Origin of the sequence: Pseudonocardia sp. DSM 110487 (assembly GCF_019468565.1) — a bacterium.
Taxonomy (GTDB): Bacteria; Actinomycetota; Actinomycetes; order Mycobacteriales; family Pseudonocardiaceae; genus Pseudonocardia.
Genome location: NZ_CP080521.1, coordinates 5,526,340 through 5,548,647, shown reverse-complemented (window position 1 = coordinate 5,548,647; position 22,308 = coordinate 5,526,340). Strand labels below are relative to the sequence as shown.

Genomic DNA, 22,308 nt, shown 5'->3' with positions numbered 1-22,308 from the left:
GGCTACGGAGCGGTACCGACAACCGGTGGTGGCGGGCTCGAGAGCTCGCGCCCACGTGAAGCACGCGGCGATTGGTTGCGCAGCGAGGGTGTGGAGGTGCGACGGGGGCCGGAGGTACGGTCGGCCGCGGGTTCACTCCAGCGGGATCACGTTCCGCGTAGCGGAACAGGGAAGGGTGATCGATGAGGATCGCGGAGATGCTGCCGGCCGACCGGGCCGACGGCAGCCTGTGGCCGCTCATGCGGCAGGCGGGCGTGACCGACGCGGTGGGCACGCTGCCCGGCGACCCCCGGCCGCAGCCGGGGCACGAGGCACCGTGGGACTACCTCCCCATGGTCCGCACCAAGGACCTCTACGAGCGAAACGGCTTCGACCTCGGCGTGATCGAGTGGCGCCCCCCGTTCAACCTCGCCAAGCGCGGCCTTCCCGGCCGGGACGAGGAGATCGAGAACGTCTGCACGCTGCTGCGCAACATGGGCAGGCTCGGGATCCCGGTCTGGTGCTACGAGTGGATGACCGACCGCAACTGGGTGCGCACGAGCACCGCGATCCCGGCGCGCGGCGGATCGACCGTCACGGGCTTCGACCGGGCCGTCTTCGAGGCCGGTCCGCCGCCCCCGCTCGGCACGATCTCCGAGGAGCGGCTCTGGGAGAACCTCGAGTATTTCCTCGCGCGGGTGCTCCCCGTCGCGGAGGAAGCAGGGGTGCGGCTGGCGATGCACCCGGACGATCCGCCGATCTCGCCGCTGGGCGGCATCGGGCGGATCATGTCGAGCGTCGACGGGTTCCGGCGGCTCATCGAGATCTCCGACAGCCCGATGAACGGGATCACCTTCTGCCAAGGCAACTTCCGCCTCATGACCGACGACCTGCCGGGCACCATCCGCGACCTCGGGGACAGCGGGAAGATCTTCTTCGTGCATTTCCGCGATGTGGAGGGCAACCTCGACAGCTTCGTCGAGACATGGCACGACGCCGGGCCCACCGACATGCGGGCCTGCATCGACGCCTACCGCGGCATCGGGTTCGACGGCCTGATGCGCTCGGATCACGTCCCGACGCTGCACGGCGAGGTGGGCGCGCAGGCCGGGTACGGGGTGCTCGGGCGGCTGTACGCCGTCGGCTACATCCGTGGGCTGCTCGAGGGCACGGCATAGTGCGGTGACCACGCGGCGATCCGGCTCGTCAGGCGCGAACGGCACTAGGTGCGAGCGATGGCGCCGCCCGTGCTCAGGCCAGGGCCGACTTCGCGAGGAAGCGCCGGACTGCCTCCCGCGCCCCGTCGACGATCTCGGGCCCGTGGGTGAAGCCCGCCCGGTCGTACTCCAGCTCGCCGAGGACGTGCGCGGTGCGCTTGGTCAGCCGGAAGTCGGTGCAGAAGATCCGCGGCGGGTAGCGCATCCCGAGGACGTTGAAGATCGCGTCGCCGGTGATCAGGGTGCGGGTCGGCTCGTGCAGGAGCGAGATGTGCCCGGGCGAGTGGCCGGGCGTCGCCACCACGCGCAGCCCGCCCGCGACGTCGAGCACCTGCCCGTCGGTGAGCTTCTCGCCCACGCCGACGGCCGGGAACCGCCCGTTCTGCAACCGCGCGAAGACCCGGCCCACCGAGTACGACTTGTCGTTGGGTGGCGACTCGCCCGACTCGACGAACCCGGCGTCGTCGGCGTGCACAGCCACCGGCGCGCCGGTGCGGTCCGCCATCTCCCTCGCGCCGCCCGCGTGGTCCGGGTGGGCGTGGGTGAGCACGATCCGCTGCACGTCGGCCGGGTGCTTCCCGAGCGCGGCCAGCCCGGCGACGATCCGGGCGGGCGCCCGCTCGAGGCCCGTGTCCACGAGGGTGACCGACCCGTCGCCGTCGACGAGGGCGAAGGAGTTGACGGCCCACGACCCGACCGTGGGGATGCGGAAGACGCCCGGTGCGACCGCGACGGCGGAGGGAGGGGCCATGCCGCGACGCTAGTACGTATCGCCTGGCAGGAGCCTCAGGAACCGCTTCGGGAACAGGGCGACGCCGGATCGAACCCGGGCGGCAGCACGGCCAGCTCGGGCTCGGTGAACGGTCGATCGAACAGCGCGCAGAGGCGCTGACTCCACTGGCCGGCGGTGAGCGGGAGGTCCACCGGGCGGACACTGCCCAACCCGGGAAGCAGGATCGATCGGCCGTCCGCACCGACCGGCTTGACGTCGTGCGCCCCGATGTCGACGACACCAGCCTGTCGGCCCGCGCCGAGATCCCAGAACGTGAGGGCGGTCGACCCGACGGACGTCGTGTGCGAGGTGACCAGGTACCCGTCGGAGTCGACGCCGGCGGCGTTGGCGATGAAGGGCAGCGGGATCGGCGGCCGGGTGAGTTGTCGGGTGTCGACGTCCCACACATCGATGGTGTCGACGTGGGTGATCGTGACGATCCGGTCGCCGCTGCGGTCGAAGGTGAACCCGTAGGCCAGCCTGCGCTGGTCGGGCGGTGGTTCCAGGCGTGCCGTGCGCCGGCCGGCGAGGGCGTCCCAGACCTCGATGACGCCGTCCTCGGCGCGGATGGCGACCTGGTCGGGATGACCCGGTCGCACCTGCAGGATGACGCTCTGAACCGCCCGGCCGACCGGCAGGGAGATCGGCCCCGCCAGCTGCGCTCCGGTGGTGGTGTCCCACACCGACAGCTGGGCGTCGCTCACCGCGTAGAGGCGGTCGCCGTCCCGCACGGCGGTGGCACCGCCGCGTCCCGCGGGGTCGGTGGTGGGCGTGGGCAGCGGGTGGCTGCCGCGCAGGGTGAAGCGGGGAACCGCGTAGCGGTCCAGGACCCAGCCGGCCGGGGTGGCGACCACGAGGCGGAGCTCGTCGCCCTCGACGGTCGAGCTCGTCCGGCCGACGTGGGCGAGGTCGGCACCCGCGACGGCGCCGGCGAGCCGACCGGTGGCCCGGTCGTACGCGGCGTAGCCGAAGGGTTCCACCGCCACGACGTGGCGGCCGTCGCCGGACGCGGACTGCAGGCCCGGCCGGCCCGTCACCCATGCCGGCTCGGGTGCCGTGGCGTAGCGGGTGAACGTGGACCCGCCGGCCCGCAGCACCGAGACACCGCCGTCGGGCGCGGTGGCGACGGCCATGATCGTCTGGATCGGAAAGGCGCTGTCGTACGACGGGACCTCCGCGTTCGGGGGCAGCACCGTGTCGAACACGGCGCCGTCGGAGAGCCGGATGACCCGGGTCGGCACCGCGACCGCCTCGACGTGCGGGCGCTCCTCGACGACGTGCCCACCGTCGATCGTCGTCCACAGCCGGCCGGTGCACCGGTCATCGGCGAGGGGGATGCGGCGCAGCTCGACCGGGCCCGCTCGGCTCGAGACGTCGTGCACCACGAGGGTGGCGCGGTCCTGCGGGTCCGCCGCCGGAACGCACGAGACGAGCCCCGCGTCCGTGATCTCGGGGTCCTCCGGGCCGGTCCAGAGCAGGGCCCCGTCGGCGAGCGTCCGCAGCTCGGCGCGCCGAGGTGCGGACTGCGACTCCTCCTGCTGATCACCACGCAGCACGCCGGACCGGGTGAACTCGAGCAGCACGACACCGGGGTCGGCGGCGAGGTGGGCGGTCACCGCCGCGGCGTCGGTGACCAGGGGTAGACCGTGGGGGACCTCCGACCTCGCCGCGACGTCCCACACGACGACGCGGCGCCCGGCCGGGGTCGGCGTCGTGAGCCACGAGAGGCGGCTCCCGTCGGGGGACAGTTCCAGCGTGGTGACGTCGATGTCCGGGGGAGTCGGCAGCAGGTCCGTCGGCGTGTGGCTCACCAGGTCCCAGGATCGGATCATCCCGCCTGGGCTCGCGGCGAACAGCGTCCGCCCGTCCGGGGAGACGCGGGTCGCGTCCTCGCCGTCGGCGGCGATGTCGGGCACCGCCCAGCGCCGCGCCAGATCGTCCGTGCCGGGCCGGACGACGACGACGTCCTGGTTCGCTCCGGGCACGACGAGGACGCTGCCGTCCGCGCTCGCGCCGAACGCATCGATGGTGCGCGTGGTGAGGTCCGCGTGGACCGTCTCAGCGGACTGCTGGGCGAGGTAGGCCCGCGCGAGAGCGGATCGGGCCTCGTCGTTGCCGGGGTCGGATCGCCACGCGGCCAGCGCGAGCCGGGCGGACAGCTCCGGGTCCACCGGCGCCGCTGCCTGCGCCTCCCGGGCGAGGCTCTCGGCGTTGGCGACCCGGAGCCGCTCGTCGAGCCGATTGCCCCGGTCGAGGGCCACCACGGCCGAGGTGCCGGCGGCGAGCACGAGCACGGCGAGCACCGCCGTGACCACGCGCCAGCGCCGCACCTCGCGCCGCTGCCGGGCGCGGCTGCGGCGCAGGTAGTCGTGAGCCGCAGGGGAGATCTCGGCCGCTCGGGCGGGCATCCACTGGTTCGCCGCGGCGAGGGCGGTGCCGCGCAGCAGGGCGCCGGGGTCGTGGTCGGCGGCGTCCCAGCGCTCCCGCTGCTGGTCGAGCTGGGTGCGCCAGGCGAGGAAGTCACGGTCGTCGGCGAGCCACGCCGACAGGCGCGGCCAGTGCTGGATCAGCGCCTGGTGCGCGAGCTCGACGGTCTCGCCGCGCTCGGGCGCCAGCTGCACGACCAGCAGCCGGCCGGCCACCAGGCGCGGCACGAGCGCGCGCAGGTCGGCCGACAGCTCCGCGAGCGGCACCGGGCGGCGCACGAAGCGGCCGTCCCGGTCGGGCTGGGCCAGGAGGGTGAAGAGGCGGTGCAGCCGGCCCTGTTCGGCCGGGTCCGGGAACTCGGCGAGCAGCTGCTCCGCCCGCTTCGCCACGGCGCCCGCGACGCCACCGGCGGCCTCGTACGCGGCGACGGTGAGCGCGCCGCCCGTGCGGTGCTCCCACAGCTCGGTGAGCAGCGACTCCACCAGGGGCAGCTGCCCGGGCTCGGCGCCTGCGTCGTCGAGGATGCGGTCGACGAGCCCCGGCTCGAACGACAGGCCGGGCGCGCGTTCCGCGGGACCGACCACCGCGTCGCGCAGGCGGGTGCGGTCCATCGCCCCGACGAGCACGGCGCCCGCGACGAGCGCCGATCCGGCGTCCAGAACGGGGTCGACGCCGTCCGGGCCGCCGGGCTCGAGCAGCTCGGACAGCGACTCCCACCGGACGGTGAGCACCACCCGGACGCGATCACCCGCCAGTTCGGCGACGAGCAGCAGGAGCTCCCGGGCCGCAGCGGGGTCGGTGGCCGCGAGCTCCTCGAACTGGTCGACGAACAGCAGCAGGCGCGGCTCCTCGGGGCCTGGCACGAGCGATTGCACGGCCTCGGCGCGGACGGCCGGGTCCGGGGAGTCCAGCCCCGCGGCCAGGTCCTCCACCGACCCGGCGGGGCCGAGACCTGCGGCCAGCGCCCGGGTGGGCGCGGTGTCGGTGGCCGCCCGCAGCTCCACGATCCGCGTGCCCGCGTCGCGCTCGCGCGGCAGCAGGCCGGCACGGACGAGCGAGGACTTGCCCACCCCCGACGGGCCGGCCACCGCCACCAGCGGCCGGTCCGCGACGGCGTCGACGAGCCGGTCCAGATCGGGGTCACGGCCGAAGAAGAACGCCGCGTGCTCCTCCCCGAACGGCTCGAGGCCGCGGTAGGGGCACGGCAGGAGCTCCGGGTCGAGCCCCAGCACCTGGTCGATCGGGATGAGGTAGGCGGTCGTGGTGTCGGCGCTGCGGTCGGCGGCCACGGTCATGCCGACGACCGCGCCGCTCTCCTCGTCCCACACCGGGGAGCCGCTGAAACCCCCGACGACGGCCTGGTCGCCCGGGGCGCCCTGCAGCTGGAACCAGCGTGTGCCCTGCTCACCACGGATCCGCCCGGTGGTCCAGACGCCGTCGGTGAGGCCCTCGGGGAAGCCGAGCACCCGGAACCCGTGATCCCAGAGCGCGTCGACCCGCCGCAGCGGCGGCATCCGGGCGCCGTGCGGGACGGGCCGCTGCAGGCGCAGTACGGCGACGTCGCCCGAGCCGTCGGCCGCGATCGGCGACCAGCGGTGCACGTGCGCGGCGGCCGGGCCGTCGCCCGGATCCTGTACAAGCGGGAAGTCCAGCAGGACCGGGCCGTGAGGGGGCGCTGGGGAATAGGGGTCGGCGGCGAGCGCGTCGGCGACGACGTGGGCGCAGGTGGCGACGAGGTCAGGGCCGATGAGGAAGCCGGCGCCGACGACGGTGTTGCCGTCACCGGCCAGCACCCGCACCACGGATCTCGCCTGCTCGCGTACCACGCGCCCCCCTCGCAGCGAGCGGATCTTAACGCCACACTCTGTGGGTGCCCGCCCTCGAACCCGCCGCGATGCGGTCCCGCCTCGCCACCGCCCCGGTGGCGCGGCTCGCGACCCTGCGCCCCGACGGCACCCCGCGGCTGGTGCCGATCACCTTCGTGCTCCTCGACGGCCTGATCTGCTCCGCCGTCGACGAGGTGAAGCCGAAGACCACCACCCGGCTCGCCCGCCTCGCCGACATCGAGCGCGACCCGCGGGTGGGGATCGTCGTGGACCACTACGCCGACGACTGGTCGGCACTGTGGTGGGTGCGCGTGGACGGCACGGCCGCCGTGCACGAGGGCGGGGAACTGCGCGAGCGGGCGCTCGGCGCGCTGGCGGCCAAGTACCCGGCCTACGCGTCGGCCCCGCCGTCGGGCGCGGTCCTGATCGTCACCCCGACGCGCTGGGCAGGCTGGGCGGCCACGCCCGCGACCAGCGGTGAAACCTTTCACCGCTGATCCTCTTCGCATGTGCGCTCCGGGCTGTGACTTGACGCACGTCAGGTGCACGCTTAGGGTCGCCGCAGCATCTGAAACGTTTAAATTCCCGTCCTGACAAAGAGGTCCAGATGAGGAAGCAGACATCTCCGCGTCGTCACCTGCGGACGATCGCGCTCGCGGCCGGCGTCGCGCTGGCCCTCGCCGGGTGCAGCGCCGGCAGCCTCGGTTCCAGCGGCGGTGGGGGCGGGGACGGGGTCTCGCTGACCTTCCTCGTCGGCAGCAACCAGAGCACGGTCAACGCCGCCGAGAGCCTGGCCGAGACGTTCACGGCACAGAACCCGGGCATCACCATCAACGTCGAGACCCGGCCGCAAGGCTCCGAGGGCGACAACATCATCAAGACCCGGCTGGCGACCGGCGACATGCCCGAGTTGTTCCTCTACAACTCGGGGTCGCTGTTCCAGGCCATCGGGCCGGAGCAGAACCTCGTGCCGCTCACCGACCAGCCGTGGGTCGGCGCGCTGGAGGACAACTACAAGCGGGTCGTCACCGCCGGGAACCAGGTCTACGGGGCCCCCATCGGGTCCCAGCTGACCGGCGCGGTCCTCTACAACAAGAAGGTCTACGCCGACCACGGCCTGCAGATCCCGCGCACGTGGGACGAGTTCATGGCGAACAACGCCGCGGTGAAGGCCGCGGGCATCGACCCGGTCATCCAGACCTACGGCGACACCTACACCTCGCAGCTGTTCGTGCTCGGCGACTTCCACAACGTCGCCGCCGCCGAGCCGGACTTCGCCGAGCGCTACACGGCGGGCCAGGCGAAGTTCGCCACCTCGCCCGCCGCGCTGAAGGGCTGGCAGCACCTGCAGGAGCTGCACGACCTCGGCTACTACAACGAGGACTTCCCCACCGCCAAGATGGAGGAGGGGATGCGCAAGCTGGGCGCGGGCGAGGGCGCCCACTACCCGATGCTCAGCAACGGCATCTCCACCCTCGCCATCGCCTCCCCGGAGGGCGCCAAGGACATCGGGATCTTCCCGATCCCGGGCGATGACCCCGCGAAGAACGGGCTGACCGTCTGGTCGCCGTCGGGCGTGTACATCCCGAAGACCACCGAGGGTGCGGAGCTGGACGCGGCCAAGAAGTTCGAGGCGTTCCTCGCGAGCCCCGCCGGGTGCGACGCGCAGTCCGCGGGCTCCACGCCCACCGGCCCCTACGCGGTCGAGGGCTGCACGCTCCCCGCCGATGTGCTTCCGGCCACCCAGGACTTCCAGTCCTACGTCGACGCCGGGACCTACAGCCCCGCGCTGGAGTTCCTGTCGCCGATCAAGGGCCCGGCACTGGAGCAGATCACCGTGGAGGTCGGTTCCGGCATCCGCCCGGCCGCCGACGGGGCCGCCCTGTACGACCAGGACGTCCGCAAGCAGGCCCTGCAGCTCGGGCTCCCGGGGTGGGACTAGTAGCCGCGAAGGGCGCCGACATGGCCAGCACGATCACGACGAAGCCGGGCACGGCCGCCCCCCGCGGGGCGGCTCGTCCGCCGGCCGGGCGGCGCCCGGCCAGCCCGTACCCGACCTGGTTCTACCTGCCGGCCGCGATCCTCTACACGATCCTGTTCCTGGTGCCGACGGTCGCCTCGTTCTACTTCAGCCTCACCCGCTGGAGCCTGTTCGAGTTCTCGTTCATCGGGCTGGACAACTTCGTCCAGTTCTTCCGGGAACCGGCGCTGGTGACCGGCCTGATCAACACGGTCGTCTACGGGGTGGTCACGTCGGCGCTCAAGGTCGTGCTCGGGCTGCTGCTCGGCGTCCTGCTGACCTCGCAGATCATCGCGCGCGGTTTCCTGCGCTCGGTGGTGTTCTTCCCGGTGCTGGTCAGCACGATCGGCGTCGGGATCACCTTCCAGGTGTTGATGGACCCGTTCGGCGGCCCGATCAACGAGACGCTCGCCGCCATCGGGATCCCGGGGCCGGGCTGGCTCACCGACCCCTCCATCGCATTGCTGTCGGTGGCCCTGGTCGACGTGTGGAAGGGCGTCGGGCTCGCCACGGTCATCTACATCGCCGGCATCGTCTCGATCCCGCAGGAGTACTTCGAGGCGGCCCGGGTGGACGGCGCCAGTCCCATGCAGCAGTTCCGGCACGTGTTGCTGCCGCTGGCGCGCCCGGCGACCGTCACCGTGATCATCCTGTCGCTGATCGGTGGCTTGCGCTCGTTCGACCTGATCTGGGCGATGACCCGCGGCGGACCCGGCTTCACCTCCGACGTGATCGCCTCGGTGATCTACAAGCAGTACCAGGCAGGCTTCTACGGCCTGTCCACCGCCGGGAACGTGCTGCTGTTCGTCCTGGTCACCGCGATCGTCCTGCCGCTCTCGCGGTTCCTGAACCGCAAGGAGGTGGAAATGTGAGGACCGCGACCCGGTACTGGCTCGGCACCGCGGCGATTCTCGTGTTCGCCGTCCTGTTCATCATCCCGTTCGTGTTCGTGCTCGTCACCGCGATGAAGACGCAGCAGGAGGCGGGGTTCCTGGAATTCTCCTGGCCGACCGAGATCGTGCTGCTCGACAATCTGCGGGACGCCCTCGAAGCCAGGAACTACATCCTCATCATCGCGTTCATCAACAGCACGATCCTCACGGTCGCCAGCGTGGCGATCATGGTGATCCTCGCGGCGATGGTCGGGTTCGTGCTGCAGCGCCGCCGCACCCGCTGGACCGGATTCGTCAACTTCCTCGTGCTGTCCGGGCTGATCATCCCGCCCGCGGTCGTGCCCACGATCTGGGTGCTGCAGGGGCTGGGGCTCTTCCGGACCATGCCCGGGTTGATCCTGGCCGAGGCGGCCTACGGGCTGTCCTTCTCGATCCTGCTCTTCCGGGCCTTCATCGCCACCGTGCCGCGGGAGCTGGACGAGGCCGCGATCATCGACGGCGCCGGTCCGCTGCGACTGTTCTTCCGGGTGATCTTCCCGCTGCTGCGCCCGGTGGCCGTCACCGTGATCGTCGTGCAGTCGGTCGTGGTGTTCAACGACTTCACGCACCCGCTGTACTTCCTGCCCGGCGAGCAGAACGCCACCGTGCAGCTCACGCTCTACAACTTCCAGAGCCAGTACGAGACCCAGTACAACCTGCTGTTCACCAACATCCTGCTCATCACCATCCCACCGCTGGTGATGTACCTGTTCTTCAACCGCCAGATCGTCGCCGGAATGACCGCCGGTGCCATCAAGGGTTAAAAGGGAGATTCTGTGCCGTCCGTCGTCCGGATCACCGCCGAATACGCCACCGATCGGACCACCGTTGCCACCCCGCGCCCTCGCCTGTCGTGGGTGACCGAGTCCGACACGCCAGGCTGGCTACAGGCGGGCGCCGAGGTCGAGCTGGACGGCGGTCACGCCGTGCGCTTGGACGGGCGGGACTCGGTGCTGGTCGACTGGCCCTTCGACGCCCTCGATGCCGGCAGCGTGCACACCGTGCGGGCCCGCGTCACGGGCGAGGACGGCGTGACCTCGGCGTGGAGTGAGCCGCACCAGATCGAAGCCGGGTTCCTGCCGGACGGCGGCTGGACCGCGCAGCTGGTCGGCCTCGCCGACCCGGCCGGGCACGCGCAGCCCGCACTCGTGCGAGCGGGCTTCACCGTCGACGGCCCGGTGCGCCGCGCCACCCTCTACGCCACGGCCCACGGCGTCTACCAGGCCGAGGTCAACGGCCGCGAGGTGGACGACGAGGTGCTCAAGCCCGGCTGGACACCGTACGAGCAGCGGCTGCTCCACGAGACCACCGACGTCACGGCGCTGCTCGTCGATGGCGAGAACGCCGTGGGCGTGTGGCTGTCGGGCGGCTGGTACACCGAGCGGTTCGGCTTCCGGGACCGGGAGCTGCACTACGGGCCGCAGCCCGCGATCGCCGTCCAGCTGGTGATCGAGTACGTCGACGGGCGCACGGCCACTGTGGCGAGTGGCCCGGACTGGCGCGCGACGGCGGACGGGCCGCTCACCGCCGGCGGCATCTACGCCGGGGAGTCGTTCGACGCGCGGCGCGTGCTGCCCGGCTGGTCCGCGCCCGGGTTCGACGACTCCGGGTGGGCGCCGGTGCGGGTGCACGAGACGACCGTCGTGCCGGAGGCCCGCACCGCCCCGGGGGCCCGGCGCACGGAGGAGGTGCCGGTCCGGGAGGTGCTGACCACGCCGAGCGGGGCCACCATCCTCGACTTCGGGCAGAACCTCGTCGGCTGGCTGCGCATCACGGTGAGCGGCGAGCGCGGCCAGCAGGTCGTGCTGCGCCACGCCGAGGTGCTGGAGCACGGCGAGCTGTGCACCCGCCCGCTGCGCAACGCCGAGGCCACCGACCGCATCACGCTCGCCGGCGGCGGCCAGGAGACCTGGGAGCCGCGTTCGACGTTCCACGGGTTCCGCTACGTGCAGGTGGAGGGCTGGCCCGGCGAGCTGGATCCGGCCGACGTCGTCGCGGTCGTGGTGCACACCGACATGCGGCGGACGGGGTGGTTCGAGAGCTCCTCCGAGTTGGTCAACCGGTTGCACGAAAACGTGGTGTGGGGGATGCGGGGCAACTTCCTGCACGTGCCCACCGACTGCCCCCAGCGCGACGAGCGGCTCGGCTGGACCGGCGACATCCAGGTCTTCTCGCCCACCGCCACGTATCTGTTCGACTCCGACGGCTTCCTCGCCTCGTGGCTCAGCGACCTGGCCCTCGAGCAGCGGGTGCGGGACGGGGTCGTGCCGTTCATCATCCCGAACGTCCTCGACAGTGCCGCCACGCCGGCCGCGGCGTGGGGCGACGCCGCCACCGTGATACCGCACGTGCTCCACGAGCGCTTCGGCGACCGCGGCGTGCTGGCCGCGCAGTACGACAGCATGCGTGACTGGGTGGAGGTGCTGCTCGGGCTGGCCGGTCCGCGGCTGCTGTGGGAGGGGCGGTTCCAGTTCGGCGACTGGCTCGACCCCGCGGCCCCGCCGGAGCGCCCCGGTGATGCCACCACCGACCGCGACCTCGTGGCGAGCGCGCACCTGTTCCGCTCCACCGACCTGCTCGCCCGCGCCGCGGTGCTGCTCGGCCGCGACGACGACGCCGCGCACTACCGGAAGCTGGCCGAGGACGTGCGGGCCGCGTTCGTGCGCGAGTACGTCACGCCGGCCGGGCGGATGATGTCCGACACCCAGACCGCCTACGCGATGGCGTTGGTGTTCGGCATCGTCACCGAGCCGGGGGAGCGCCGGGTGATGGGCGAGCGCCTCGCCGAGCTCGTGCGGGTCGCCGGCTACCGCGTGGCCACCGGGTTCGTCGGCACCCCGATCGTGCAGGACGCGCTCACGGACACCGGCCACCTGGATGCGGCCGCGCGGATGCTGCTGCAGACGCAGTGCCCGTCCTGGCTCTACCCGGTGACGATGGGCGCCACCACGGTCTGGGAACGCTGGGACAGCATGCTCCCGGACGGCACGGTCAACCCGGGCCAGATGACCTCGTTCAACCACTACGCCTTCGGCGCCATCGCCGACTGGCTGCACCGCGTGGTCGCGGGCCTCGCCCCGGCCGCGCCGGGCTACCGCGAGCTCGAGATCGCCCCGCACCCGCTGCCCGGCCTCGATTGGGCGCGCACCGCGCACGAGACGCCGTATGGGCGCGCGTCGGTGGGCTGGGAGCGGCGCGGGGACAGGATCGTCGTCGACGTCGTGGTGCCCGCCAACACCACCGCGACGGTCCGCCTGCCCGGCGGCGGCGAGCCGATCTCCGTGGGCTCGGGCACACACCGGTGGGAGGTCGCGGCGCCCGCGACGAGCAACGGCCATGGGCCGGTCACCCTCGACACGCCCCTCTCCGAGGTGATCGACGACCAGGAGGCGTACGACGCGCTCCTCGGCGCGATCCGCGCGCGGGACGAGGCGAAGGTGCAGCAGTTCCTCGACGAGACCCGGTGGCTGCCGCACATGGCGCTCGGCCACGCGCTCGGCCGCATGCCCGCGGAGATCCGCGAGGACGTCCGCGGCGCCGTGGAGACGGTCAGCCGGGGGCGGACCGCGTAGCCGCGTCGATCCGGGCTGCGTCGATCCGGGCTGCGTCGATCCCGGCCGCGACGATTCCGGCCACCGCGAGCAGCGCGATCGCGGCGAGCACGACGAGGAGCGGCGCCGTCCAGTCGCCGGTGGCGGCGTGGACGGCGCCGAGCACCGGCGGCGCGGCCGCCGCCACCGTGTAGCCACCGCCCTGCACGAGGGCGGAGAACTGCCGGCTCTCCGCCGCGTCCCGTGCCACCCGCACGACCAGCGAGAAGATCACCACGAGGCCCCCGCCCTGGGCGATCCCGCCCACGGTGCACCAGACCGCCCAGGCAGACGGTGCGACGAGCAGCCCGAGCGGGATCGTCGTCCACATGGCGCACACGGCGAGCACGGTGGCTCGCGGGCCGGCGTAGCGCAGCAGCACCGGCACGCCGAACGCGCCGCCGAGGGCGGCGATCTGGAACACCGACGCCGCCGCACCCGCCGTGGCAGCGGGCATGCCGAGCTCGTCGCGCAGCAGCTGCGGGAGCCATGCCGTCACGCCGTAGTAGGCGAACGCCTGCCCGGCGAAGGCGGCGGTGAGCACCCACGCGACCGGCCTGCGCCACCACGCCGTGCGCTCGGGAGGTGTGTCCACCGCGGGAGCCGGGCCGGGGTTCCGGGTCGCCCACCACCACACGACGGCGGCCACGACGACCAGAGCGCCCCAGCTCGCGAGCGCCGTGCGCCAGCCGGTGGCGGCCGCGATCGGCACCGTCAGCGACAGCGTGAGCATCGAGCCGACGTTGAGCGCCGCCGTGTAGGCGCCGAGGACGGAGCCCGCGTGCCGGGAGAGGTCCCGCCCGATCACCACCGGGACGGCCACGTTGCCCGCCGTGATCGCGAAGCCGAGCAGCAGCGTGCCGGCGACCGCAGCGGCAAGGCCGTCGAGTGACCGGACCACGATCCCGGCGAGCAGGACGGCGAGCGCAGCGAGCACGCCCCTGGCGAGGCCCACCCGCGCTAGTAGCGCCGAGGCAAGGGGAGTGGCCAGCCCGAAGCAGAGCACCGGGAGGCTCGTGAAGAGCCCGGCCGTGGCGGCGTCGATCCCCAGATCGGCGCGGATCGGGTCGACCACAGCGGACACGGCCACGAGCGGACCGCGCAGGTTGAGCGCGAGCAGGAGGATCGCGGTGACGAGCAGCGCCGCCGGCACCGCGGACGAGTCGGTCGCGGGTGCTGGGTGGGAGCGGGCGGCGGTCACGTGACTCCATGCTCCTGCCACGGGCATGCCGAGTCACGCGGAGGTGAGGGGACCGACAGCCGAACACCACCCCGGTCGCCGAGGGGTTCGACGGCCGCGTCACCGCCCGGCCGCGAGGTAGATCTCGGAGGTGCGCCTCCCGACGCTGGGCCAGTCGAACTCGGCGAGCACGCGCTCGCGCCCGGCGCGCCCCATCGCCGCGGCCCGTCCGGGGTCGGCGGCCAGCGCGCCGAGGGCGGCCGCGAGGCCGCGCTCGAAGCCCTCCGGATCGTCCGGGTCATGCGGCACGAGCAGGCCGGTCTCGCCGTCGACCACCACCTCCGGGATGCCGCCGACCGCGCTCGCGACCACCGCCGTTTCGCAGGCCATCGCCTCCAGGTTGACGATGCCCATGGGCTCGTAGACCGACGGGCAGCAGAACGCGAGCGCGTGGCTCAGGACCTGACGGACCTCGGACCTTGGCCGCATCCCGGGTACGAGGACCACCCCGCCGCGGGCCGAGGCGAGCTCGGCGACGGCGGCCTCGGTGCGCGCGGCCTCGGCCGCGGTGTCGGCCGGTCCGGCGAGCACGACGAGCTGCACGGCGGCGTCGAGGTGCCGGGCGGCCGCCAGCATGTGGTGCAGCCCCTTCTGGCGGGTGACGCGCCCGACGAAGGCGATGTACGGGCGATGCAGGTCGATGCCGAGCCGCTCCACGAGGTCGGTGTCGGGATCGGGCCGGAACTGCTGCGCGTCGATCCCGTTGTGCACGACGTGCACCCGGGCGGGGTCGATCGCCGGGTAGGTCGCGAGCACGTCCTCGCGCATGGCCGCGCTGACCGCGATCACACCCGCCGCCCCCGCGAGCGCGGTGCGCTCGGCCCAGCTCGAGATCCGGTACCCGCCACCGAGCTGCTCGGCCTTCCACGGTCGCGCCGGTTCCAGCGAGTGGGCGGTGAGGAGGTGTGGCAGGTCCGCCACGAGGGCCGCCCAGTGCCCGGCCATGGCGGTGTACCAGGTGTGCGAGTGCACGAGGTCCACGTCGGCTGCGGCGGTCGCGGCGGCCATCGGGAGGTCTGCGCTCAGTACGTGCAGCGCCCGATTCGCCCCCGGCAGCCGGGGATCGTCCTCCGGGTGGGCCATCGCGCCGTCGCGGGGCGCGCCGAGGCAGTGCACCTGCACGCCGACACCCGCGCGGCGCAGCGCCGGCACCAGGAACTCGACGTGCACGCCGCCGCCGCCGTACACGTGCGGCGGGAACTCGCGGGTCAGCAACGCCACTTTTATTTTGTTCATGACACGACCATAATCGGCGTCGTGCTCCCCGCGACAGCCACTGATCTGCGGCAGGCGGGCCTCGCCCGGGCCCTGACCGTCCTGCATGCAGGCGAGGGCGAACTGACCCGAGCCGACCTCGCGCGCGCCTTGCGGTGCACGCGCGCGACCGCCGCGGCGCTCGCGTCCGACCTGCGGCGCCTCGGCCTCGCGGCCGAAGTAGCGCCGGGTGCGACGGGCCGGCGGGGTCGGCCCAGCCCGCGTCTGGTGCCCGCACTCGGCGGCCCGGTCGTCGTTGCGCTCGAGATCGGCGTCGACGCGGTGCGGGTCGCGACGGCCGGTCTCGGCGGGCGCCTGCGCGAGGTCGAGGCCGTGCCGCTCGCCCGCCGCGACCCCGGGCACGTGCTGGCGGCGGCCCGCGAGCTGCTGGAGCGGCGGCTCGCCGCCGTCGGGCCGCGCTGCGCCGGCGTAGGGATCGCGGCCTACGGGCTGGTCGCGGCGCCGTCCGGCGTCGTGGTCTCGGCACCCAACCTCGGCTGGACGGACGAGCCCGTGCTGCCGCGCCTCGGCCTGCCGGACGGGCTGCCTGCGCACGTCGACAACGTCGCCCACCTCTGGGCGCTCGCCGACGCCCGGCCCGGCAGCGCCGCGGCGTCCGGCACCGTGCTGTTCCTGCACTCCGGTGTCGGGCTCGGTGGCGCGCTGGTGGTCGACGGGCGGCCGCTGCGCGGGCGCAGCGGGCTCGCGGGCGAGTTCGGGCACCTGCCGGTCGGCCGGGCCGAGCTGCCCTGCCGCTGCGGCGCGCGCGGCTGCTGGGAGCCGGAGGTGGATCAGGCAGCACTGGCCAGAGCCGCCGGCGGCGACGACCGGCCGGACGCCGCGGCGGCGACTGCAGCGCGCGTGCTGGGCGCCGCCGCCGCGGGCGACGCGCAGGCATGCCGCGCGGTGCACCAGGTGGCGACGGCGCTCGGGCGCGGGATCGGGGCGCTCGTCACCGCCCACGACCCGGACCTCGTCGTGCTCGCAGGCCACGCCGCCGACCTGCTCGCCGCTGCGGGCCCCTGCGTGGTCGACGCGGCAGGCAATGCAGCGCTGCGCGCCTCCCACGAAGGCCTCCCCCCGATCCGGCCGACGGGCTACCCCGCCGACGGAGGCCTCGTGGGCGCCGCCGAAGCGGTACTCGGGCCGCTGCTCGACGATCCGGCCGCTCTCGCCGCGCACGCCGAGGTGGCCCGGTGAGCGACCACGCCGAGGACCTGGTGTTCGCGCTCCGCTGCGCAGAGGAGGCCGCCGAGCGGATCCGGCGGATCCGAGCCGACGGTTTCCAGGTGGGCGCCAAGCGCGACCACACCCTCGTGACGACCGCCGACCTGGATGTCAACCACTGGTTCATCGACCGGGTGCGCGAGCGCAGCCCGTCCGACGGTGTGCTCGGCGAGGAGGCGAGCCACCCCGCCGCCGGGCCGCGGACGTGGGTGATCGACCCGGTGGACGGCACCCAGCAGTTCGTGCTCGGCATCCCGGTGTTCATGGTCTCGATCGCGCTGGTGGAGCACGGCGTGCCGGTCGTGGGTGTGGCCGCCAACCCCTCCACCGGCGAGATCTACCGGGCCGCCGCTGGCCGCGGCGCCTACCGCAACGACGAGCGTCTCGCCGTGTCCGTGCGGGACGGCGCGACGGACCCGGCGATCGTCGCGGGCGGCGGCGCAGTTCCGTCGCAGGGCGGGCTCGACGCCGACTCGCTGCTGCACGTGACCACCGGTCCGCCAGTGGACACCGCGCCCGTCCGCTTCCCGTGGCCGACGGTCTTCTCCGGCTGCAAGGTGGCGGAGGGCTCGTGGGACGGCGACCTCTACGGCCACGCCTCCGCCCACGACGTCGCGGCCGTCTGCGTGCTCGTGCGAGAAGCCGGCGGCCGGGTGACCGACCGGCACGGCCGGGACCAGCGCTACGACGCGCCCGTCGACGGCTGCGTCGTGTCGAACGGCCTCGTGCACGACGAGCTGATCGCCCGCTGGCGCCCGTAGGCCGGTGGCGGAGGGAGCAAGGCCTGCAACGTCTGACGTACCTGCGGCTGGAAGTCCGGGCCGTTCGCGGCGCAGCTGGCCCAGATGGGTGTCACGGTCGACGATCTGCTCAACGCCGCGCCAGGACGGCCGGCGCGCCCGACATTCAAGAGATCTGCTGCCGGTGTTCCCGGCCCCGGAGCCGGAGGTGTCACAGCACAGTTCGCAGCACATCGGCGAACTCTTTGGGGTGGTCGAGGAAGCCGCCGTGGCCGCCGGGGAACTCGACCGGTGATGTGCCGAGCAGCTCGGCCAGCGCCGTGGAGGTCTGGTAAGTGTCCAGGCCGCCCGAGTCGGCCCCGATGCCGACGACGACACGGGCTGGGGCGGCCCTCAATGCCGCGATGTCGGGCACGTATCGGGTGGTGCCACGGAGTTCATGGCCGAAGAATCGGGCGCTGTCGGCGAGGTCCTGCTCCGCGGACTCTCCCTGCGGGGGAGGGTCCACGACTCCGTTGACCGCCATGAACTTCCCCCACGCCGCCGCGACTCCCTCCCGGTGGAAGGTCTCGACGATGTCGTCGGTCGCGACGCGCCGCTCGAGGGCGTCAGGCAGCAGCTCCAGCAGGGGCGGCTCGTGCGCGACGAGGGTCCGTACGCGCCCGGAATGCCGCGGGACCAGCGCAAGGCCGGTCACCGCACCGCCGCTGCTACCGAACACGTCGGCCGACTCGGCCCCTAGAGCGTCCAACAGGGCGGCGACGTCGTCGGCTCGCAGTTCAGGGGTGGAGTCCTGGTCGGGGTCGTCCACACGGCTGCCCGAAATACCCCGCGGGTCATGGGTGACGACGGTGTGGTCGCCTGCCAGCGCGTCGGCCAGCGGCGCGAAGTGGGCAGCGGCCATCGGCGATCCCATGACCAGCAGCAATGGTCCGGTGCCGCGGACCTCGTAGCGCAGGCGCGCGCCGGGGACGTCGAGGGACTGGGTGGTGGCCATAACGGGTCTCCTAACCTGGGGCTCGTCCTCCACGTTCAACACACGCACAAGCTTTCGAGGCTACGAGCCGACACATATCGTCGGCATATCGAGAAACGGATACGTGCTGGCAACAGGGACGGAGGCCGAGCATGACGATGTCATCACAGGAGATCTCTGACCGCCTGGAGATCGAGCAGTTGCTCATCCGGTACTGCCACGCCATCGACCAGCGCGACTGGGACGCCTACCGGGCGATCTACACCGACGACGCCGTCATCGACGACATCAGCGCTGGCCCGGGCAACAGCGTGGATGACATGGTGGCGTTCCTTCCCCGCGCTCTCGAGAAAGTGGTGCTGATCCAGCACGCCATCTCCACGTCCTTGGTCAGCATCGACGGCGACACCGCCACCGCCAAGACGATCTGCCACTGCCCGGTGGTTCTCGATCGCGGTGACGGGCAAACTCAGATGTTCTTCCAGGGCCTGTGGTACGACGACGAACTCGTCAGAACTCCCGACGGCTGGAAGATCTCCAAACGAGCGGAAACCGGCTACTTCCACAACATGCCGCCCGACTTCCGCTTCGAATAACGGCGCGCGAGATCACCGGCCGCGGAGGGCCATCACCCCGGCCGCGACCAGCGCGAGCGGCAGCAACACGGCGCCGGGCAGGCCCTGCTCGGTCACAAGCCCGTGCAGCCCGATCTTGGACACCACGAACAGCCCCACCGCCACGGCGAGCGTCCCGGCGACCACGATCGGCGTCCGGACCGAGCCGCGCACCAGCGCATCCGCCGGCCGCTCGAACCGGCGGAACAGCGCCACGATGCCGAGGCAGGCCAGCGAGCACGCGATCAGCCATCCGGCCAGCGCCGGGAACCACAGCACGGTGTCGGCGGCCGGCAGCCGCACGCCGGCGATCAGCAGCAGGCCCTGCACCAGATAGCAGGCGGTGAGGTGCCAGCAGAACACCGTCATGATCACCGAGCTGCCCGTCGCCACCGCGAACCACGCCCTCGGCCGATCCATGAGCGCGGTGCCGGCCCGGCGCAGCAGCAGTGCCGTGCCGACGAGGAAGAGGCTCTGCGCCAGCAGCGCGAGGTTGGGCGGCGCAGAGTTCGACACGTCGTTGCCGGGCAGCCCGACCATCAGCACCGGGTACGCCGAGGTGCCGAAGACCAGCAGCGCCGCGCCGGCCAGCCCGCCGCCTGCGAGAAGCCCTGCCAACCGGTGGCCGCCGCGCTGCAGGGTCCCGTCCGCGTAGCCGTAGCCCAGCTGGTGCACGGCCAGCCAGACGAACAGGTAGTTCGCGTAGCCGACCAGCGTCTCGCCGGTGCTCATCCTGAGCGCATCGACGACCACGACAGCGCCTGTGAGGGCAGCCAGCACCGGCCACAGGCCGAAGCGCTCGTGGAGCCGCATCATCGCCGGCGCGGCCGGCACGATGACCAGGTACACGCCGACGAACCACAGGGGCACCGTGATCATGTGGAGGCCGACGGCGAACTGGCCGGTGGAGTAGCCCGTGGTGTGCATCAGCGCGGCGAGCGCCGTCCAGACCGCCAGCATGACCAGCACCGGCGGCAGCAGCCGGGCCAACCGGGCCCGGATGAACCGGCCGCTCGCCGGCCGGTGGCGCAGTGCCCGTGCGTGCGCGAACCCGCCGACGAAGAAGAACAGCGCCATCACCTGCCACACCCAGGTCGACAGCATGAGCGGCAGCGAGGTGGTGACCCCGCCCGCGCCGTGCACGGTGAGCAAGGCGACCACCCAGTGCCCGAGCACGACCATGCCGATGGAGAACAGTCGCAGCAGGTCGGCGTAGCGGTCCCGGTCGACGGGGGTGGCGGTGGCGAGTCCCGCCGCGGTCGGCGGGGCCGTCGGTGCGTTCGTCATGGCGGTGAGGCTTCCGGGCCGCGGCCGTCGGCGGATCCGAGAGACTACGTACCTCCCGAGACGGCCGGGTGGCGGGCGAGGCCGGGTGGCCGCGACGGTGTTGCGCGGAGGGACGACCGCCGAGGTCTCGATCGGATAGCAGAACGTCGCCGAGTGATCGGCACCGTTGGTGGTCGTGCGTATCCTCTACGTCACTCGATCTTGTGGTTGCGATCACCGATCGTCACGACTCCAGGGGGTGGCAGTTGCCTGACGGTCCCGCGGCTGCACTGACCGAGCTCGCCAGTGATCTCGCAGATCGGGACCGCTCCGGGAGGGACCCCGACGATCTGCCGATCGTGGTGCTGTGGGGAGCGCGCGGCTCGGAGTCGTCCGAGCTGCTGCTGCACCTGCGCCGGGTGGAGGACTGGCGGGCGCCGCGGGCCCATCTCGACGGCGAGCTGCTGCCCGACCTGCGACCGCACGCCGTGGCGAACCGCCTGGCCTTTCAGCTGGGTCAGCGCGTCGAACGGTTTGGCCGCGCCCGCTTCCCCCGCTTCTTCCTCGGCATGCAGGCGGTCAGCGAGCCGCTCGACCCCAGGTCCGCCCCCGGTGCCGCGGCGGCCCGGCGGGCACTGATCGGGCGATACCTGCGGAACCGGCGGGAGGGGCGGGAGTGGCTGCGCACGTCCGCGGGTGCCATCGCCGTTCTCGCCGGGCTGCCCCCCGACCGCGCCGAGGCGTTCGGCATGGCCGTGGACGGCGTCCTGGAGGCCGGCCGCACCCTCGCGCTCCTGCGGGGGGCCGGCCTGAGGTGGTACCAGGACGGTCTCGGCCACCACGTCTCCGACGGGGCCGACGCCCTGGTCGAGCTGTCGATCAAGGAGGCACAGGGCGCCCACGAGCTCGTCGACGAGGTGCTCTGCCGAGCCTTCGTCGCCGACCTCCGCGGCGAGTTCGCCAGCGGCGCGGGCCCGGTCTACGAACGCCGCCGGAGCGCGCTGGTGCTGATGGACAACGTCGGCACCGAACCCGCCAGCCGATTCGTCCACATGCTCGCAGCCCAGCGGGACGGGTCCGGGCCGCTGCTCGTCGTCGCCGCATCCCACCGGCGTTTCCCGGACGCGGCCGCGAAGCGCCCCGCGCAGTGGCAGCCCGACGACCTCGCCGATGCGTCGTGGGAGAGGTGGGCGCAGCAGCGCCGGACGCGTGAGGGGAGTCGGTACTACCCGGTATGGGTCGATCCCATCGACGACGTGCCGGCCACGGCCGGACCCAGGGAACCGGAGGTCTTGACGTTCGCCGACCGGCGCCGGCTCCCGCCCGGGGAGTACCCGGTGATCGCGTTCGCCCGTCGCCTGACCGCCGCCCACCCGGCCGGCATGGACATGGTCCTCCGGGCGCTCGACGGCGCCGACCGGGACGGGGAAACCCCGTTGGACCTGCGCGGCCTGTTCAACCTGACCGACCCCGCCGGCAGGCCGCTGGACGACGTGGTGTTCGATCTCGTGCTCGGACCGTGGACCGAGGATCTGCGGCGCCCGCTTGCCCTGATGGGGATCGCCGTCGACCTGTCCGACGCCGGGATCGCACCGATCCTCGCCACCGAGAACCAGCAGGTCGGCCGGCTGATCACCGAGTTCAGGGAGCGCGATCTCTGGGTCAGCCATCGGGTCGTCGACGGTCGGGCCGACGCGCCGCGACTGCACCCGTTCGCCCGGCGCGCGATCGCCCACCGGCTCGGCCGGGAGCGCGTAGCCGGCCTGGACTGGGAGACCGCGCACGCACTCCTGCGCGATGCCGCGGCCGAGCGGGGGGACGAGGTGGCGCGGCTCTACCACCAGCTGGCCCTCGGCCGGGTCGGGCCCGTTGCGGACGCGTTGTCCGGGCTCTTCGACCCGGAGGATCCGCGGGGCTGGTACGACCTGCTCCTCCGGGTCACGAGAGCACCGCTCGCCCGGCCGGACCGGGCCCCGGACGCGACGTCGCACCACGGGGAACTCTGCGCGGACCTGGAACCGGACGGCCCGGTGACCGCGGAGCTTGTCGCGGCGTTGCAGCTGCACGCCGACCCTCTCGGCGACCCGAGCCACGACGTGTGCGGGGTCGTGACCGCCGAGCTCGGCGACCTCTCGCGGAATGCCCGTACCGGGAGGGCCTACCTGCTGGCGAAGAGCAGGGATTTCGACAGCTGCTGGGGTCTCTGGCATCGACGTTGAGGGGGAGTG

Annotated in this window: 16 protein-coding genes; 10 read left to right on the top strand and 6 right to left on the bottom strand. The window is 73.0% G+C overall.

What is annotated here, in order from left to right:
- The first annotated feature begins 182 nt into the window (after window positions 1-182).
- Window positions 183-1,157: a mannonate dehydratase gene (locus tag K1T35_RS25810; protein ID WP_220254268.1), complete on the top strand. Its 975-nt coding sequence runs from the start codon at window positions 183-185 to the stop codon at window positions 1,155-1,157.
- A gap of 73 nt (window positions 1,158-1,230) precedes the next feature.
- Here K1T35_RS25810 and K1T35_RS25805 read toward each other — a convergent pair whose 3' ends face one another.
- Window positions 1,231-1,947 carry an MBL fold metallo-hydrolase gene (locus K1T35_RS25805; RefSeq protein WP_220254266.1) on the bottom strand — a complete coding sequence of 239 codons (717 nt, stop codon included), beginning with the start codon at window positions 1,945-1,947 and terminating at the stop codon, window positions 1,231-1,233.
- Window positions 1,948-1,982: 35 nt separating this feature from the next.
- Window positions 1,983-6,221, bottom strand: a complete 4,239-nt coding sequence (locus K1T35_RS25800; RefSeq protein WP_220254264.1) for a trypsin-like peptidase domain-containing protein — start codon at window positions 6,219-6,221, stop codon at window positions 1,983-1,985.
- Window positions 6,222-6,265: 44 nt separating this feature from the next.
- Here K1T35_RS25800 and K1T35_RS25795 point away from each other — a divergent pair, with 44 nt between their 5' ends.
- The 5 genes from K1T35_RS25795 to K1T35_RS25775 all read left to right on the top strand — a co-directional run bounded on the left by K1T35_RS25795 (window position 6,266) and on the right by K1T35_RS25775 (window position 12,745).
- Window positions 6,266-6,718 carry a TIGR03668 family PPOX class F420-dependent oxidoreductase gene (locus tag K1T35_RS25795; RefSeq protein WP_255620711.1) on the top strand — a complete coding sequence of 151 codons (453 nt, stop codon included), beginning with the start codon at window positions 6,266-6,268 and terminating at the stop codon, window positions 6,716-6,718.
- A gap of 110 nt (window positions 6,719-6,828) precedes the next feature.
- Window positions 6,829-8,163, top strand: a complete 1,335-nt coding sequence (locus tag K1T35_RS25790) for an ABC transporter substrate-binding protein (RefSeq protein ID WP_220254263.1) — start codon at window positions 6,829-6,831, stop codon at window positions 8,161-8,163.
- Between the two features lie 20 nt (window positions 8,164-8,183).
- Window positions 8,184-9,113 (top strand): carbohydrate ABC transporter permease, encoded by a 930-nt coding sequence (locus K1T35_RS25785; protein WP_220254256.1) that lies wholly within the window; start codon window positions 8,184-8,186, stop codon window positions 9,111-9,113.
- Window positions 9,110-9,937: a carbohydrate ABC transporter permease gene (locus tag K1T35_RS25780; protein ID WP_220254255.1), complete on the top strand. Its 828-nt coding sequence runs from the start codon at window positions 9,110-9,112 to the stop codon at window positions 9,935-9,937. The genes K1T35_RS25785 and K1T35_RS25780 overlap by 4 nt, the downstream gene beginning before the upstream one ends.
- A 12-nt stretch (window positions 9,938-9,949) precedes the next feature.
- Window positions 9,950-12,745 (top strand): glycoside hydrolase family 78 protein, encoded by a 2,796-nt coding sequence (locus K1T35_RS25775; protein WP_255620709.1) that lies wholly within the window; start codon window positions 9,950-9,952, stop codon window positions 12,743-12,745.
- On the opposite strand, the gene K1T35_RS25770 is transcribed toward K1T35_RS25775, so the two are convergent.
- Complete coding sequence (locus K1T35_RS25770; protein WP_220254254.1) at window positions 12,723-13,964, bottom strand: CynX/NimT family MFS transporter; 1,242 nt, start codon at window positions 13,962-13,964, stop codon at window positions 12,723-12,725. The two genes, K1T35_RS25775 and K1T35_RS25770, sit on opposite strands and share 23 nt — an antisense overlap.
- Window positions 13,965-14,063: 99 nt before the next feature.
- Window positions 14,064-15,230, bottom strand: coding sequence for a glycogen synthase (gene glgA, locus K1T35_RS25765; protein WP_220262857.1), 1,167 nt, complete (start codon window positions 15,228-15,230; stop codon window positions 14,064-14,066).
- Between the two features lie 30 nt (window positions 15,231-15,260).
- Between glgA and K1T35_RS25760 the strand changes: the two genes are divergently transcribed.
- Together K1T35_RS25760 and K1T35_RS25755 are read left to right on the top strand one after the other, a co-directional pair.
- Window positions 15,261-16,457 (top strand): ROK family protein, encoded by a 1,197-nt coding sequence (locus K1T35_RS25760; protein WP_220254253.1) that lies wholly within the window; start codon window positions 15,261-15,263, stop codon window positions 16,455-16,457.
- Entirely contained in the window at window positions 16,454-17,245 is a 792-nt protein-coding gene (locus K1T35_RS25755) for an inositol monophosphatase (RefSeq protein ID WP_220254252.1), read from the top strand. The genes K1T35_RS25760 and K1T35_RS25755 overlap by 4 nt, the downstream gene beginning before the upstream one ends.
- A gap of 190 nt (window positions 17,246-17,435) precedes the next feature.
- Here the strand turns inward: K1T35_RS25755 and K1T35_RS25750 are convergent, their stop codons facing one another.
- Window positions 17,436-18,221, bottom strand: a complete 786-nt coding sequence (locus K1T35_RS25750) for an alpha/beta fold hydrolase (protein WP_220254251.1) — start codon at window positions 18,219-18,221, stop codon at window positions 17,436-17,438.
- Between the two features lie 137 nt (window positions 18,222-18,358).
- Here K1T35_RS25750 and K1T35_RS25745 point away from each other — a divergent pair, with 137 nt between their 5' ends.
- Entirely contained in the window at window positions 18,359-18,796 is a 438-nt protein-coding gene (locus tag K1T35_RS25745) for a nuclear transport factor 2 family protein (protein WP_220254250.1), read from the top strand.
- A gap of 12 nt (window positions 18,797-18,808) precedes the next feature.
- Here the strand turns inward: K1T35_RS25745 and K1T35_RS25740 are convergent, their stop codons facing one another.
- Entirely contained in the window at window positions 18,809-20,101 is a 1,293-nt protein-coding gene (locus K1T35_RS25740; RefSeq protein WP_220254249.1) for an acyltransferase, read from the bottom strand.
- A gap of 245 nt (window positions 20,102-20,346) precedes the next feature.
- On the opposite strand from K1T35_RS25740, the gene K1T35_RS25735 reads away from it, so the two are divergent.
- Complete coding sequence (locus K1T35_RS25735; RefSeq protein WP_220254248.1) at window positions 20,347-22,299, top strand: hypothetical protein; 1,953 nt, start codon at window positions 20,347-20,349, stop codon at window positions 22,297-22,299.
- Window positions 22,300-22,308: the final 9 nt, after the last annotated feature.

What these genes read in the sequence shown, in the direction of transcription:
- K1T35_RS25740 (WP_220254249.1), bottom strand. Translation starts at nt 20,101, where the DNA reads ATGACGAACGCACCGACGGCCCCGCCGACCGCGGCGGGACTCGCCACC.
- K1T35_RS25745 (WP_220254250.1), top strand. Translation starts at nt 18,359, where the DNA reads ATGTCATCACAGGAGATCTCTGACCGCCTGGAGATCGAGCAGTTGCTC.
- K1T35_RS25750 (WP_220254251.1), bottom strand. Translation starts at nt 18,221, where the DNA reads ATGGCCACCACCCAGTCCCTCGACGTCCCCGGCGCGCGCCTGCGCTAC.
- K1T35_RS25790 (WP_220254263.1), top strand. Translation starts at nt 6,829, where the DNA reads ATGAGGAAGCAGACATCTCCGCGTCGTCACCTGCGGACGATCGCGCTC.
- K1T35_RS25805 (WP_220254266.1), bottom strand. Translation starts at nt 1,947, where the DNA reads ATGGCCCCTCCCTCCGCCGTCGCGGTCGCACCGGGCGTCTTCCGCATC.
- K1T35_RS25785 (WP_220254256.1), top strand. Translation starts at nt 8,184, where the DNA reads ATGGCCAGCACGATCACGACGAAGCCGGGCACGGCCGCCCCCCGCGGG.
- K1T35_RS25810 (WP_220254268.1), top strand. Translation starts at nt 183, where the DNA reads ATGAGGATCGCGGAGATGCTGCCGGCCGACCGGGCCGACGGCAGCCTG.